Annotated in this window: 14 protein-coding genes and 1 pseudogene; 5 read left to right on the forward strand and 10 right to left on the reverse strand. The window is 56.6% G+C overall.

All coding sequences use genetic code 11. The features are described from left to right. Window positions 1–108: 108 nt before the first annotated feature. From EBB_RS18375 to EBB_RS18390, 4 genes are all read left to right on the forward strand, one after another. Window positions 109–801, forward strand: coding sequence for a 2OG-Fe(II) oxygenase (locus tag EBB_RS18375; protein ID WP_192395214.1), 693 nt, complete (start codon window positions 109–111; stop codon window positions 799–801). 263 nt (window positions 802–1,064) lie between these two features. Next, window positions 1,065–1,526, forward strand: a complete 462-nt coding sequence (locus EBB_RS18380; protein ID WP_192395215.1) for a hypothetical protein — start codon at window positions 1,065–1,067, stop codon at window positions 1,524–1,526. A gap of 3 nt (window positions 1,527–1,529) precedes the next feature. Then, a complete protein-coding gene (locus tag EBB_RS18385; RefSeq protein WP_192395216.1) occupies window positions 1,530–3,350 on the forward strand; it encodes an asparagine synthase-related protein in 1,821 nt (606 codons plus the stop codon). Between the two features lie 68 nt (window positions 3,351–3,418). Next, window positions 3,419–4,315, forward strand: a complete 897-nt coding sequence (locus EBB_RS18390; protein WP_192395217.1) for a 2OG-Fe(II) oxygenase — start codon at window positions 3,419–3,421, stop codon at window positions 4,313–4,315. Here the strand turns inward: EBB_RS18390 and EBB_RS18395 are convergent. Genes EBB_RS18395 through EBB_RS18415 form a run of 5 tightly spaced genes read right to left on the reverse strand, consistent with a single transcriptional unit; the run spans window position 4,312 to window position 7,107 of the window. Next, complete coding sequence (locus EBB_RS18395; protein WP_192395218.1) at window positions 4,312–4,845, reverse strand: hypothetical protein; 534 nt, start codon at window positions 4,843–4,845, stop codon at window positions 4,312–4,314. The two genes, EBB_RS18390 and EBB_RS18395, sit on opposite strands and share 4 nt — an antisense overlap. A gap of 32 nt (window positions 4,846–4,877) precedes the next feature. Beyond that, entirely contained in the window at window positions 4,878–5,144 is a 267-nt protein-coding gene (locus EBB_RS18400) for a PqqD family protein (RefSeq protein WP_192395219.1), read from the reverse strand. Between the two features lie 11 nt (window positions 5,145–5,155). Next, the gene (locus EBB_RS18405; protein WP_192395220.1) at window positions 5,156–6,007 is read right to left on the reverse strand and encodes a sulfotransferase domain-containing protein; all 852 of its coding nucleotides are present in this window, start codon (window positions 6,005–6,007) and stop codon (window positions 5,156–5,158) included. Beyond that, a complete protein-coding gene (locus EBB_RS18410; protein ID WP_192395221.1) occupies window positions 6,007–6,906 on the reverse strand; it encodes a hypothetical protein in 900 nt (299 codons plus the stop codon). Before EBB_RS18410 ends, EBB_RS18405 begins: the two co-directional genes overlap by 1 nt. 42 nt (window positions 6,907–6,948) lie before the next feature. Further along, window positions 6,949–7,107 carry a hypothetical protein gene (locus EBB_RS18415; RefSeq protein ID WP_192395222.1) on the reverse strand — a complete coding sequence of 53 codons (159 nt, stop codon included), beginning with the start codon at window positions 7,105–7,107 and terminating at the stop codon, window positions 6,949–6,951. Between the two features lie 788 nt (window positions 7,108–7,895). Here EBB_RS18415 and EBB_RS26850 point away from each other — a divergent pair. Beyond that, window positions 7,896–8,358 (forward strand): annotated as a pseudogene (locus tag EBB_RS26850) (IS5 family transposase); the annotation flags it as partial. 50 nt (window positions 8,359–8,408) lie between these two features. On the opposite strand, the gene EBB_RS18425 reads toward EBB_RS26850, so the two are convergent. From EBB_RS18425 to EBB_RS18445, 5 genes are read right to left on the reverse strand one after another with little or no spacing between them, the layout of a single operon-like run. Next, the gene (locus tag EBB_RS18425; RefSeq protein WP_192395223.1) at window positions 8,409–9,677 is read right to left on the reverse strand and encodes a hypothetical protein; all 1,269 of its coding nucleotides are present in this window, start codon (window positions 9,675–9,677) and stop codon (window positions 8,409–8,411) included. Continuing rightward, on the reverse strand, window positions 9,674–10,693 hold the full coding sequence (locus EBB_RS18430; RefSeq protein ID WP_192395224.1) for a class I SAM-dependent methyltransferase: 1,020 nt from the start codon (window positions 10,691–10,693) through the stop codon (window positions 9,674–9,676). Before EBB_RS18430 ends, EBB_RS18425 begins: the two co-directional genes overlap by 4 nt. Then, window positions 10,683–12,551 carry an asparagine synthase (glutamine-hydrolyzing) gene (gene asnB / locus EBB_RS18435; protein WP_192395225.1) on the reverse strand — a complete coding sequence of 623 codons (1,869 nt, stop codon included), beginning with the start codon at window positions 12,549–12,551 and terminating at the stop codon, window positions 10,683–10,685. Before asnB ends, EBB_RS18430 begins: the two co-directional genes overlap by 11 nt. Further along, complete coding sequence (locus EBB_RS18440; protein ID WP_192395226.1) at window positions 12,551–14,206, reverse strand: hypothetical protein; 1,656 nt, start codon at window positions 14,204–14,206, stop codon at window positions 12,551–12,553. Before EBB_RS18440 ends, asnB begins: the two co-directional genes overlap by 1 nt. After that, a complete protein-coding gene (locus EBB_RS18445; RefSeq protein WP_192395227.1) occupies window positions 14,125–15,069 on the reverse strand; it encodes a class I SAM-dependent methyltransferase in 945 nt (314 codons plus the stop codon). Before EBB_RS18445 ends, EBB_RS18440 begins: the two co-directional genes overlap by 82 nt. Window positions 15,070–15,085 lie beyond the last annotated feature (16 nt).

The raw sequence follows: 15,085 nt of genomic DNA on the forward strand, positions 1-15,085 counted from the left end.
AATCCCAAGTTTACCTGTTGGAGTTGGCATGCTCATTTACAACGCCATAATATTGAATTAAACCAATGTATTGCACGATAACACCGCCACGGTAAATGACAGCCGCAGATGATTGAAAATCAATCTGACAAAGTAGAATTAGGCAGTAATAAACGGATTATGAGTTTAGTCGTACCCTCTAACCCCTTTGATCGCCTTCCGCCTTATTGTGTTGTTTCCGATTTTTTGGGCGAGGATTTGATCGAGCAGCTTATGGCGCATGTTCAATCAAAGGAGCGACAATTCACGCCGACTCAGGTTGGAAGTGGATACAGTCCGGAGATTCGTATATCCAGCGTGCTATACGACCTCGGCGGCTTGCAAGAAACCTTGCAAGAGCGATTTCGCGCCATTGCCCCGCAGGCCACGGCCGATCTTGGGCTGCTGCCGTTCGAACTGGAACGCTGTGAAATCGAGCTAGTTGCCCATGGTGACGGCACGTTTTTCAAGCGCCACATCGACACAAGAATCTATAAACCAAACGCCAAAATCCAGCGCGCCATGACCGGCGTGTTATATTTCCATCGGTGGCCCAAAGGCTTTTGCGGTGGGCAATTACGGTTGTATCCTCTTAACCATTCGTCCGAAAACTTCATCGACATCGACCCCGAGCGAGACCGCCTCGTCTTGTTTCCAGCCTGGGCACCGCACGAGGTTATGCCGATCTCCTGCCCCTCCGATCAATTTGCGGACTCGCGTTTTGCAATCAACTGCTGGTACTGTCGTCCAGCCCCTCATTCTAATGGACTAAGTGAAACTTGAACACAGACGGCTCATCCTCGCTCGTGCCTTGCACCCGTTCTGGCCGTTCTTGGGCAAACTCTATTCCCAGAGCAAGCGCGGCTATCCATTCATGTGACTGAGCCGCAGCAAAAACGAAATGTGGTGGCTGCGCACACACGTGCATCTAGAAGCTTGCTGAACATCAGGTGGTGCACAGTGGTAACGTGATACCTAGAATATGTGACCAACCGCCTTCCGAGCCCAGCTGGGCGGATAACTTTCTTTATTGGAGCGAAGACCAAATGTTTCGTCTACTCAATGCGCGCCGCAGTGCAAAACATGACGATTTGCCGGACAAGGCGTGCTTCGATGAAATTTGTTGGCGGCCAACCTGTCTTAGGGTTGATGGGAGTCCGTCCCTTCTCCATTTTCGACAAGATCGGTGCAAATGGCCGCATTCTACGCGCCATGACCGGGGAAGATACACTGGTAGAGCGACATTCCAATACTGGCTGCCTATTCTCGATTTCGTCGCCCCATTTTGGCATGAGGCGCTGAAGCTGGCGGCGCGTGCAATTCGCGAGGCGTTTTCGAGTTTCGTATTCTTCGGCTTGGATGTCGCGCTCACCAACGAGAGCTCGCTGCTGATCGAAATCAACTCCGCGCCCGTCGTGTTTTATCGCCCATTGCTGGATGATGCGCCAATCGGGCATACCGCGTTCCCCCGCATCGCCTTACAATACACTGAGTACCGGAGCAATTAAAAGATGCGTTTGATCTGCGGATTTCATCATTTCGACGGGCGGCCAGCCGAACCGGAACGACTGGAAACCATGGTGGCAGCCATGATAGAACCCGGTCTGCAACCCCAGGTTGCCTACCGGGTGCAGGGTTCGCTGGCGCTGGCTGTGCTGGATTTTGCAGCACAACAACCGTTCGAGATTGCGTGTGGCGATAACGGTATGTTGTTGGCGGATGACTGCCGCCTTGACGAACCGGCGGAATTGGCGCGCATGTTGGGTGTTTCAAGCAACGACAATCTATTACTGACCATGTTGCTGCAGCGGGGCGAAGCAGGGTTGCCTGAGCTGCTGGGCGATTTTGCCTTTGCCGTCTGGGACCCACTCAGCCAATCCCTGCTGTGCGTGCGCGATGCCATGGGCATACGTCCTTTGTTCGTGACCAAAAAACAGGGGCCGGATTTCGCCTTCGCCTCATTGCCACGCGCCCTCCATGCCGGCGGTTTCGCCACGCGTCGGTTGGACGAGACGCAATTCGCCCGCGATCTACTCAATAGCTATCCAGAACCGGAGCGTACCCTGTTCGAGGACATTGCCCGACTCGCCCCGGGGCATTCGCTGCGCATATCGTCACAGGGTAGATGCGAGCAGGTCTATTGGAAACTGGAGCCTGGACTAGCCGGCAGCCATACTTGCACGTCGCAATCGGCGGCAGAGGCACTGCGGGTCGAGATTGAGCGTGCTGTGCGCTGCCGCCTACCCGCGCAAGGGCCGGTTGCCGCCCATCTCAGCGGCGGCTTGGACTCCTCTGCAATATCCATACTGGCCGCGCGTATGTTGCGTAGCGAAGGGCGTCCGCTGTTGGCCTATTCATTTTTGTCCTCCCATCCCGATGCCGAAGATGAGCGTCCCTTTGTTGAGTCCGTACTTCGTCAGGAGCCTGATATCGATTGGACGCCGCTTACGGTAGAGGATTGGCCTGCCTTCTTCCTGCCGCAGATGGATTGCGACCAGTTGCTTCCTAACGACACCAGAAATTTAGATATCCGTGTCTGCGCCGATGCCGCCGGGCGCGGCGCCCAGATGTTGCTCAGCGGTTGGGGGGGAGACGAAGGTGCAACCTTCAACGGGCGCGGCGCGCTGGCCGAGGCACTGCTACATGGGCAGTGGCCTTATCTGGCAAACGAGTTTCGTGCCTTTCAGCATACGCGCGGCCTATCGCTTTATGCGCTGCTGAAGAGTGAGGTGATAAGTTATATTGTTCCCCACGAACTCAAGCGACTCAAATCTCGGCTGCGCAAGGACAAACGCCACGTTCCATCCTGTTTGGCCGCGCTGCTGCAAGCTGAATTCTCTGGAGAATGGCATGAGAATATCATCCTCGGCCCGAATGCAGCGCTTAACCGCTGGCGTTTGTTGGGCAGCCCGCACTTGTCCCGGCGCGCAGAGAAATGGGCGCTAATGGGCGCGCGCCAAGGCTTGGCGGTGGGCTTCCCTATGCTGGATCGGCGCGTAGTGGAGCTGGCTGTCTCCCTGCCCAGTAAGCTGTTTCAACGCGAGGGCCGGCGGCGGCGGATATTCCGAGACGCAATGGCGGGCGTACTGCCGGACAAGATACGCTGGCGTGACCAAAAAATCATACCCGTCGAAGAAATTTTTGCGATGCTTGCGGCGCAACGAAACCGCTTGTTGCCGGTGCTGGACAATTTGCACGCCCATCCGGTGGTGACCCATTTTCTCGATATGGACAAGATAAAGAACATGCTGGCCTCGGATTTCAGCGAAGCGCAGGCTTTGGCTGTGATGCGAAGTATCCATGCAGCGGCATACCTGAAACAACATTACTAAACGCGATAGACGAGACCGGCAATAAGGCCTATATGCCTGTCAAAGACGAATAAACGCCATAAAAGAATATGACGGAAACTGACATCGACATCGCCCTGTTTTCATCCGAGGCACACCGGCTGTTCCTTGTGCAACTCAAGGCGAAGGCGGTCACGCAACCCGGCAATGCCGCGCTGGCGTGGCGCATCGCCCAAATTCATCGCGCCCTGGGCGAGTTCGATGATGCATTGCATTATTACTGCGCTGTTCAACAAGCTGAGCCTGGTCATCCCGAAGCAAGCTATTTCATCGACTTGTTGAGCGGCAAGGGCGGCAATACACCGCTCAATACCTGCGGTTCCCTCGCGCCACCGTTCATACGCTTCGAAAACTTTCTCGATGCTAGGATGCAAGAGGCGCTTTGGCAGGCGACAACGGAACAGTTACCGGAGTTGCATCCCTCTGTAGTGGAAGAATACGGCGTGGTTGGGTTACACCAGAACACGCGCCGCTCCCACTCGAATCGGGCAGGCCAGCGCATCCGTGACATCTTTTACCAGCGCGTAGCCGAGCTGGTCGAGCGGCACGACATTATCGGCAAGCTAGAAATCTCGAACTTGGATGCCGTGCGGGATTTACAAATTAGCCTGATCGCGTACGGTGACGGCGATTATTTCAAGGCGCACCGAGATTCAGGCACGATGCCCAACAACCGCTTGCGCGAACTAAGCTTCGTCTACCATTTTTTCAGAGAGCCCAAGCGCTTCAGTGGCGGAGCGCTCTATCTTTACGACGCGGGCCAGGTAGCGGGAGAGATCGCCCAGGTCAATAACTTCACCTGCTTACACCCGGTTAATAATAGCATTACGTTCTTCCCGAGCCGCGCCTTGCATGAAGTCACTCCGATAGAGTGTGCATCCAAAAACCCGATCGACGGGCGATTCGCCATAACCGGTTGGGCGCTTCGTCCAGAGGATAACCACTAATTAGAGGCGTGGTCGTCTCTAAAATTGGCGTAAAGGCCGTGGCGGTCGACATAATGCAAAAACACTTGGGAGCACGGACCGTACCGGTTTATCTCTCGCCAATGCAGCAATTCCTTGCCCCTAAAGATCAGCGCATCTCCTGCTTGCAGTAAGAATGAGTGGTGCTTTTTCATCCTATCCTCTACCCAAAGAGGCCAAATTTCGCCCTCAAAACCCAAGGCCAAGCTGACTGTGATCTCGCAGGATTCTCTATCGATGTGCGGCTTCAGCTCGTTGCCCATTTCGTAGCGCCGGGCATAACTGTAGGCCTTGAACAAATCAACCCCGGTGAGCACCTCGATCTGCGGCAACAAGTGCTCCAGCAATTTCTCGAACAGGCCTTCCTTGTAGAAAACGACCGAGCCGGTTACCTGTTTCTCGTCAGAGTTGCCCTTGCCATAGGCCGCCAATTTCTTCAAAAAACAATCGTAGGCCAGGGTATCGATCAGGCTGGGCACGAACAGATAGCCGTTATTTTGGAATTCGTTCATGGCGAAAACGGGGCATCCCGCGCCACGCCAGCCTAGGCCAACATGCCGCGCTCGCGCAGGGCTGCAATAAATTTTTCGACTTCCTCCTGGCACGTTTTTGAAGGGACATTGTATTCCTGCAGCAGTTGCGCCACGAGTTCATCTTGATTCATGGGCTGCTCCAACAACTCCCATATCCGCGCAGCCACGGTATTCAGACTAAAATAACTGCCCTTTTCTATGCTCATCATCAGTAGCTCGTCGCCGATTGTAGCCCCCAGCATGTCTTCCGAGCGTTTGAATTTTTTCATTTCCGGCATGTTAACTCCTATTAAAAATAACCGAAACGCGCCATCACCCGAGTATGCGCCTCGCTGATCGCGTGTTCTTGTTTGGTAGTCAGCACCTCGCGCCATCCCCCCGCACGGCCGGAGCGGAAGAACGGCGCCGCCTCGCCACGTACGGGTGGACGCTCGCAGAAACCTACCTCTCGTTCTTGTTGCTGCAAGCGACAAAAGTCGGCGCAACGCACAGCATGCGCTATTTTTTTTAGACTGACATCAAGATTGAGGAAATCCGCTGCCGCAGACAATGCAGCTACTGTGTCGGCCCGCATATCCTCGTAGCGCATGACATGCACAGGCACGTCGTCCTGATCGATCCAGCTTTCGACATGGCTACTCCAATCCAATTGTACGAGAGGGAGTTGCATTGAGTAGCGCCAAGCTTTTGTGCCTGTGCTCCAATCCGGACGATTCATCTGGTCTATCGCCTCATTCAGTGAGATGCCGCTGTGAAACGCCAAAGAAACGGCCACATCACGCGGATCGCGCATCACATATAGTGCGGCTCGTGCATGGCTGCGGCCCAGCAGCGGCTCACCATTCGCGGTTCGGCGGTAAGCTTCGTGCAGTTTTATATATGCGACACTCTCCAGTTTATCCGCAATAGACGCAATCATAAATGGGCGTAGCGCGTCCAACTCGGTTAAGGTCAGCAGGCTGTTGTCGATCAGGGTCAGTTCTTCAAAATCGGCGCGCCCGGTTACGGAAAGAGGAGAGAGCCGAATATCGTTGATATTCACAGGTTCCGGGCTATCAGACAACAGGTTGGCGAGCAGCAGGCGCAGCCAGGTATTGCCGGACTTCATGTAAGACGCGAGCCAGACGATGGAGCCCACCATCAATGCGCTTCGGCTATGTGCTGCCGCAATAGTGCAAGGGTTTCCGGTAAGCGCTTGGGCTCGCGCGGCCGAGTTAGGCGCAACACCCGCACTTGGCTGAGCATGTCTGATATCTGCTTGAACAGGGCGGCATCGCGTCCCATGCATTTGGCCAGAAAATGGCGGTAGACCTCGGCGCGTAGCAGGGCGGCCGCATCCACGATACTGCAAGGCTCAATGGCGGCAGTTTGCCCGGCCTGCTCGGCTATACGCACGACCACAATCGTGGACAGAGGCATTGCCTTGGCCTCACACTCCGGCTCGATATGGTATTTTTGAATGGTGTTGCGTACTGATTGGCCTTGACGCTCCGAGAGGCCCAGGTGCGCTATCGTATCGGCCCACAGTCGGTGCGAGCGGCTATCCGGCCACAACACTGGTTTGCCGCCAGTATTTAATTGGATGGCGGCCACGTCATCGCCGATGAAGTTGCACTCTGTCTGACACAGCGCAGCAGCCAGGGTGGATTTACCCGCGCCACTCGGCCCGCACAGGGCGATGGCATGACCATTGCTAGAGACGGCGGAGGCATGCAGCACCAAGATGCCGCGCTGGTGCAGCAGTGCGCCAAAGGCGGTGCCTAGCAGGAATGGCATGGCATCGGCCTCGCTGCATTCGGCATCAAGCGTGATCAGGCAGCCACGGCTGACCTGGATTCGGGCAATACCGGGCATACGCAACAGGAAGTCTTGTTCGGATAACATCCAGTTGGGTTTAGCCAAGACCGGCGTACCCAAGGTGTCGGGCAGAGGGCCTCGGCGGATATGAACTTCGGGATCGGCGGAGAAGGCGGATTCGGCAACGCCGCTCAAGGGAAAATCCGAAACGACACGCAAGCCGGAAATGAGGTAATGCAACACAGGATTAGACGAATATTCTGGTTCAGCAGCCAGTAGATCGGCTTAGGAAGGCGGCCCCGAATTTGGACTGCTCTCGTTTGGGCTGTTACTCTTGGCGGCTGTGGCACTCAATACCGTTTGCTCGCGCAGTTCGGGGGTACACCAAGCCTTTTTTTCCTCGGGTGGCTTAGCCGGTTCGGGTTTGACTTGTTGTTCGTTCATGGGTTTTTCCCTGTTTCCAGTAATCCAGTCATGCTACCGAAGACTGGTGGCAAGATCAAGCCTAAGCACGTTCGCGTCAGGCCAATCGCGCTTAAGAGCGCTTGAAAGTAGAATTTAGATAAAGCGAATTCAAAGCCTTATTTTATTTACAGTCTCCAAAGGCCGCTTTTACCTCGTTTCATTCTGTAGGCATTTGTCTAAGGCATCGCTGATTAAATCCCCTAGTGAGCAATCCCAAACCAGCTTTGCCGCACCTGAATACGCTAGCAACAAACGCCAAGGGGACAAGCGAATTGACTCAGGAAGATACGTTCCGGGCCCACCATCGTATCTGCCGCAATATGTCACTTACGTAACCTAATCACGCCTCTGAACCCGGTGGGAAAAATTTATGGCGGAAATACAGCACTTAGGTGATTTTTGAGAAAGTTTATACGCATTGGCAATGCCAAATATGTGGTTCGCTGAGCGTAACCAAAGCGAAGGGTTGACTTAGGCTAATTTGGCTTTGCTCAGCACAGGTCCGCTCAGTCAACGGTAAATTGCTTGGTTTGGGTGCCTTTATAGCCATAGATCGCCTTAGTTCTACTTTGTCAGATTACAAAAAAGGTTCGTCATACCTGCTGGGAAGGGGGGCACCCAGTGCCATGGATGGTAAGCTTCGATCCATCCCTGGAGTCTGGATTTCGGCAATCCCTGCCGAAACGACGGACTCAGAGATGTAGTTCGAGTAAACTGACAAAGTAGAATTAGTGCCGTGGCTGTTATTGTTAGTCTAACTGTAGCCGCATTATTCGCAAAGCGGCCGCCGCAGCCGGCAACCGATGCCGCTGAAGCGCATGCTGCGTATCCACTGCCTGCAACAATGGTCCAGCTATTCGGACCGTCAGATATTCTTAGGGCACAAGTGGCATGAAATCGACAGTATCCGCCGGTTTGCCGGCTTTGGCAGCGTCACCGAAGCTCTGCCTGATGAAACCACTCTTCTCAACTTTCGCCATTGGTTGGAAAAGCATCAGCTGACCTATTCTATTGCTGTTGACGGTCAACGAGCACCTGACGCACCGAGGCCTGTTGCTCTTTCGAGGCACGATGGTCGATGCCTCCATTGTTCAGGCCCCCAGTTCAACCAAGAATCAGGAGCAAGCGCGCGACCCTGACATGCATCAAACCAAGAAAGGCAGCTACGGGTTCTTCGGCATGAAAATCCATGTTGGTGCCGACATGGATTCGGGCGCGGTACACAGCGTCTTTTAAAAACCACGTTTTGGTTGGCAGGGATGATCTTGATTAGGATTTGTTCAGCGCTTTCCTAACCATCCTTCGGATAATGGAGCAAAAACGCTGTCAATCCATAGCGCTTGTTGTTTCAGCCATTCGGATCGAAAACGCTCATTCTGACGCAGCACTTCAAACAATTGGAGCACCTCCTGTCCGTTGCAAACTTGATGTTGCGGAGCTCCTAAGGCCACCGCACCTTTGCTTGCTGGTGCATCCCACTTAATACCTAGCACAAAATGTCCGGCCTGGACGGCTTCCAGCAACGCAGTTGAACAAAATCCAATTACCAAGGCGGGTCGGTCCGGCAGGGCATTTTGGGAAACCAGTATTTCATGCGGTGGATTTCTGCAGCGGGATGACATGTTTTCTGCTGCATAAGGATGTCCAAGGCGTCTTTCCTCCGGATGCAACAGTATATGGAACGCGTCTTTTTCCAAACTGTTGTGCAGTTGTGTTGCCAGTCGCAAAAAATCGCTGTTCAGAGGGCGCCCGAATACTGGCGTATGGGTTTGCGATACCAATAAGACACGTTGGGGGGGCGGAAGGTGTTTAGGCAATTGTATGGGCGGTTTTGCGCGGTATGTACCCATTACGATAGTGTTGGGGGGCGTGTTGTGAAGTAGGTATGTTTTGCGACTGGCCTCTCCCCAAACCAGCTGAATGTCTGCTCGGGTGGGAAAGAATTCGTCGGTTGGCAGGCCGTGTTGTACGCATACGCTGCGGATAGATGGAATACCTTTGGCGGTTTCTGTTGCCGTGGCGGAAAACATATCGAAATCGTTATGCAGCAACAGGTTGACATCGCCTTCCGCGTGGGTGAGGGTGCGTCGCCATGCACCGCTCCAGAGCTGGCGGCGAGCTAGGCAACAGCGTACCGTCCAAGCTGAGACGCCGGGTATAGGTGTTCTGCCGCTTCGAAAAATGGCTTGAACAGCCATCAGCCAGGCCTTGCAGTCGGGGGCGGCGATAAGTGTACCCTCTATCTTGTTCCGCAAACGCGGGTGGATAAATACCGAAGTGGCTTGTAAAGTGGGTAGTAGTGGCGCTAGAGCATCCCAGCCACTGGCCCCCTGTAAGCTGACCACGCACACAGTTCCGGAGAAAAGTTCCGCTTGGTGAGGTAGGCGCCCGCAAAGCCAGATGTCCCGAAGAAGTCCAGCGGTGGCGTGGATAATTTGGCGCCAGCCCCGGCGACGTTGAGAGATGAAATAAATTTCATGGCGGGCCAGCGCGGCATCTTCGCCCCAATACTGACGTAAGGCTTGTTCGAATAGGCTGAAGTCCATCATGGGTTCCAATACCGTTTCAGACGACGATATTCTATCCAGCGCTGAAATGCGCCGGTGTTCTCCAAGCCGAAGATTTTCGCCATGGCGCGTTTGATATGCGTTTTCAGTGCATCGGTTTGGGTCCAGCGCACGGACTCGATGTGCCGGTCGATGGCGGCAATTTCTTGTGGGTCGGCCGGCGAGATGGGCTGCGGTTCCGCACCCTTCAACGGCAGTTGGGCTATGACCAGTAAGGTGCCGGTAAAGGCTGCTCCCAACGGATGCTCGCCGCAGCTGATGATTTCCAAGCCGGCACTTTGCAGCGTCCGTCGCAGGGTATGGGTGGTGAAATAACTTAAGTGGGCCGGGTGCACGAATTTGCGCGTGTGCCAACCGCCAGCGGCATTGGGGACCTCGACGACCAAATGACCGCCGGGTTTGAGTACCTTGGCGGCCCAATGCGCAAAGGCGGTTGGCCTTGGTAAATGCTCCAGCACATGAAAGGCGACCACGACATCGAAATAGCCAGCCAAGGGGAATGCCTGAAAATGGGTTATCCATTGCACATTCGCATCTTCACAAAGGATGCCGCGCTGGGCGGAGTCGTATTCCGAAGCATGTAGAGTGACATCGGGACGGGCCTGAGACGCGGCATGCAGGAAGCTGCCGAAGCCGCAGCCTAGATCAAACAGGCGCCCGGTTGGCGGTAGCAGGGGGGCCACGATGTGCAAGCGTTGCTCGGCGATACGGCTTTCGAAACGCTGTTTGAAAAACATTTCCGGGTCTGTGCCGATGATCTCGGTCAGAAACAGTTGACGGTAATGATGGGCGTAAAAATCCTCCAGTGAGGCGGGAGTTAAATCCGGAGCCAGATAGAGGCAGGCGCAATGTCCGCAACGGCGCAAGGACTGGCCGATTCCTAGGTATCTTTCAGGCCAAAACTCTCTTTGCCGGGTGGTGGCGTGGCACAGGCGGCAGCCGTCGATGTCGGGGACGAATTCAAGGCGCATTACGCGGTTTTTTGGACTATTCGCCATAAGTCGTGGCCAGCCACAGCGCCAAGGACACGCCCCACCACAACGTGGCATGGCTGGTGGGGCGTGCCAGCTCGCGGCGCAGCATCGGTAGCGACAGCCACTCGCCGGCCCAAGCGGGTAGCTTTTCCCATAGGGCGTCAAACCGGATATTGTTGACCTGGAATTGCTCGGCATGGCCGAAGCCGTGAGTTTTACGCCGCCATAGCAATTCGTCGGGTAGTTCGCCCGCAAATGCCCGGCGCAGGGCGGCCTTGCCGTGATCGTCCCCCATGCGCGCGCTAACAGGCGCGGCCAGCGCGGCGGATACCACGCGCCAATCGAGATAAGGGGAGCGCACTTCAATGCCGGAGCGCATGCTGTTACGGTCCGTCCAGCGCAGGATCATCGGCAGGTTGGTGGTCGTGACATCGCGGCGCAGGCGCTGTTCAAGATCGACTTGTCGGTCCTGGTATAGGGCGGAAAACTCGGCGGCCATTGTTTCCCACAATGTTGCGCTCATCACTTGAGCGCCGGGTCGGGTGCGGCGCATGAGGCCGCGCACGACGTTGGCGGGCAAGCTCCACACCAGTTGGTTGGCCAATTGTCGCGATTTGACCGAACCGTCGCGCAACATTTGCAAGGCCGGCAGCAACTCGCCCGAGAGAATTTTGTCGCGCGCCAAATGGCTCATGTAGCGGGCCGTGTAGCCACCGAAGACTTCGTCGGCGCCTTCGCCGCTCAGCACCACCTTGAAGCCGGCGTCGCGGATGCCGCGAAATATCCGGTAGCCGGCCAATACCGACGGCGTGGCGATGGGCTCTTCCTGAATGTACGCCAGCTCCAACAATTCGATCTCGCTGGGCTGGGCATCGGCCAAGTGGATGAAATGCCGCGTATCCGGTAGGTAGCCGGCGATGAAGGCGGCTGCCCTCGCGGTTTCATCGTGTTCCGCCGCGCTGCTGTTCCGGTAACCATAGGTATAGGCGCCGGCATGGCGGCTGAGGGGTTCGGTCCGGCTTGCCCTGGCGGCCATTGCGGTAATGATGGAGCTGTCCAGCCCTCCCGACAGCAGCGTGACGCTGGGCGTGTCCGAGCGCAGGCGCAGGCGCACGGCATCGGCGACCAATTCCCGTAGCCGTGCGGGTTCGAGCTGATTGTCCTGGCAAGACACCGGCCACTGGTGGTAAGGTTGCCAGTGTATGTCTCCATTGCACTCCAGGCGCATGATGCAGCCCGGCGGTACGGACGAGACGCCTTGGTAAAAAGTGCGGCAGCCGTGGTCGGAAACGCCGCTCATCAGGAAAGTGAACACCGACTTGGGCTCGGGTGGGGGGTACGCACCCAGGACCGAGGCAATGGCGCGAATTTCGCTGGCCAGAATCGTCATCTGCCGGCCGCCGCCATGGTCCCGCGCATAGTACAGCGGCTTGACCCCCAGGCGGTCCCGGCAGCAGATCAGGTCGCCGCTGGCGCGTTCCAACAGCACCAGCGCCCACATGCCGTTGAAACGTTCGAAAGCGGTCTCGCCCCATACACGCCAGGCGTGCAAAACAACCTCGGTGTCCGTGTCGGTGCGGAACGCGCAGCCTTCGGTTTCCAATTCCCGGCGTAATTCGATGAAGTTGTATATTTCGCCGTTGAAAATCAGGATATTGCCGGTGACGGGACAGGTCATGGGTTGGCGTCCGGCCGGGCTCAAGTCGAGAATGGACAGGCGCCGGTGCCCGAGAAAGGTCGGTGGGCGGGACGAGTCGCCGTTGGCAATTAGCCAATCCGCATCGTCCGGCCCGCGATGCGCCAGCGTGTCGAGGGCGGCGGCTCCGATCCGGGGCAGATCGGGTATCGCACTATGGGCGCGCAGGGCAATCAGTCCGCACATCAGGTTTTTGTCTCTGCTTGGTCGTCTTCGGGTTCCGCCGTTTCGCCAAGCGTGCCGGTTTGCAGAGCCAGACTGTCAGAAATGGCCGTCAATCCAGCGGCGTTCTCTTCGGTTGAAGCGTTTCGTCCGTACCGCGCGGCGCAAAATGCCTGCCGGATAAGCGTGGTATCACGGCTCAATACAGCCGACAGCATGATTAGACTGGCCGCCGCCGGCACTGGCCAAGGCAATAATCGGGCCTGCGACATCGAGCTCAGCGCGACGGCCAGGCCGAACAGTAGCAGCGATACGGGTACGGCTAGGCCGGATAGCCTCGCCGTGGCCGCAAATCCCAACGATGCTCCGGCAACCCTGGCCCACAGGACGGCGTCCGCCGACCCTTGCTGGGCACCAGCAAGTTGGGTAGCGATGCTGAAGGCGATGGCGAAGAGGACGGTCAGTGCTAATTTTTTTTCCTGATGGCGACCGATTAGGACGGCGGCCATGCTGCCTCCCAGCGCTGACAGTGTCCAATCCAATAAAACCGGCAAACCGAGCTGCAACCAAGCCGTTGGCACCTGCCAACAGCCGCCATTGCAAGTTGGGGCGATGACCAACAGCAATAAAGACATGGGGGCCAGTAGCAGGGCGGCCATCACCCGCACTGGTGATGCCGAACTGTAGCCGCGGCTTTCGCCCGCCACCAGCAAGCGGTTGAGCTGACCAAGCATGCCGGATGCACCAGCCAGTATTTGCCCCAGCAGCAGATAGGCCGGCAGGAAACCGGCTGCCACGTCTTCAATCAAAAAGGCGGTCAAGCGGTCGTTGGCCACGCCGAGAAAACCGAGTGTGGAAAGCGTCAGCGAGGCTTTTAACATCCGCCAGCCGCTACGGCTGAAACCGGGTATCAGCAATGCGCCGAAGTGGGCGCCGGTTTCCGACACGCGGCAGAAGCGGCGCATCGCCGCAAGGTTGAACGATGCCTGAATCAGATAACCGATGCTGACGCAGCCGCCGGCCAGTGCTGCCGGTGGCAAGATTTTCTCCCGTAACGGCCAAGCCAAAACCAAGGAAATAGCGGCGGCCGGCCAAGCGATTTGCTGCATGGCGAAGCCGATGCCATGACGCCCACCTGCCAGCAAGGGTGAGGAAAAATTGACTAGCGCCGCCAACACGGCCGGCGCGGCGGCCAATAGGTAAATCCAGCCTGGGTCCACGCTGCCGAAGCGCGTTATCCAGAACGCCGCCAGCGCGGCAAAGGCCAGCAAGCTAACCAACAGACGGTGGCCGAGCGCCGCGCGCCAGGCCTTACGCCAGTGCGCGGTGTTCGGTTTTTCGCGCAAGAAATACAGGCTATAGCCGAGGTCGCCGACGAATAGTAGAGCGGTAAGACTGATGTGGGCGAGACCGACATGGCCATAGGTTTGCGTGCCCAACGCGCGGAGCAGCAGCAGCTGGAACAGGAGATTGAAGGCCTGGCCAGTAATGTAGATCATGGCACCTGCTACGGCGTGGCCGCCAAGACCGCCATGGGGCGGTTTGGCCGGAATATTGCCGGGAACGAGGCTGTCGGTGACAAGCGCTCCAACATCCTTCATGGACGTAGCAAGCGAGCGGCGCAACGCGGTAAACCATTGCGCCAAGGGGCCTTGCCCACCCGGCGCACTTTTCGGCAAATTTCCCGGTTATCCTCGGCGGGCAGCGCCGGGAATTTTATATCCGGCACGTCAAGGCGGCGGGCGAATACTCGCAGATTTCCCGGGTAAATACCGTCGTCCATATCGGCATCGAATGCTAGAACGCCGAAGCCATGGCGCTGTAAGAGCCGCGCCAGCGACCCGACGGAAAAATAGTGGCGATGCCCAAAATGGAAATTGATCAAGCCGAGCCGCTCCCAGCCGTGCGCAATATCCGGCACTTCGATGACGAGCCAGCCGTTTTCGATGCGGTCGCCAATCCACCTCAACAATTCGCCCGGATCGGGCAGGTGTTCCAGAACATGGAAAAGTGCGTATACGTTGGCTTGAGGCAGCTTGCCGTCATACCTGCAGTAATCGCTGTCGATAATTTTGCCGGCTAGCCCGGATTGCTTGGCCGCGTAATCGGCGGATAGTTTGCAGGGTTCAAAGCCGAGAACATTCTCGATGCCGCTTTGCCGGCATTCGCGAATGAAAAATCCCAGACCGCTGCCGATTTCGACTACACCGGTGATAGCGCCGACACGCTCGCGGATGCGCGCTAGGCGATAGCAGGCTTTGAGCTTGTCGCGATTGTCGTGGATATAGGCCGGAGAAATGTGCTCGATATCTTCGTAGAACCTTCTATATTCGTCGCGATAAAACGAGTCCAGTGCCGCACGGTTGAGGTTGCGACCCGTGTAGATCTGCCCGCAACCCGCACATACTTTTACATTCACCCGCAGCAAATACCGGTCACGCGCCAACAGCACTTCACCTTGCGTGTTGCCGCATGCCGGACACGACAATTCCTGCCACGGATAACGGCGTATGGACAGCGATGCACGAATGCGTTCAAACATTGGGAAGCCCGAGTTG

This window comes from Methylomonas fluvii, from assembly GCF_014850975.1.
Classification (GTDB): Bacteria; Pseudomonadota; Gammaproteobacteria; order Methylococcales; family Methylomonadaceae; genus Methylomonas; species Methylomonas fluvii.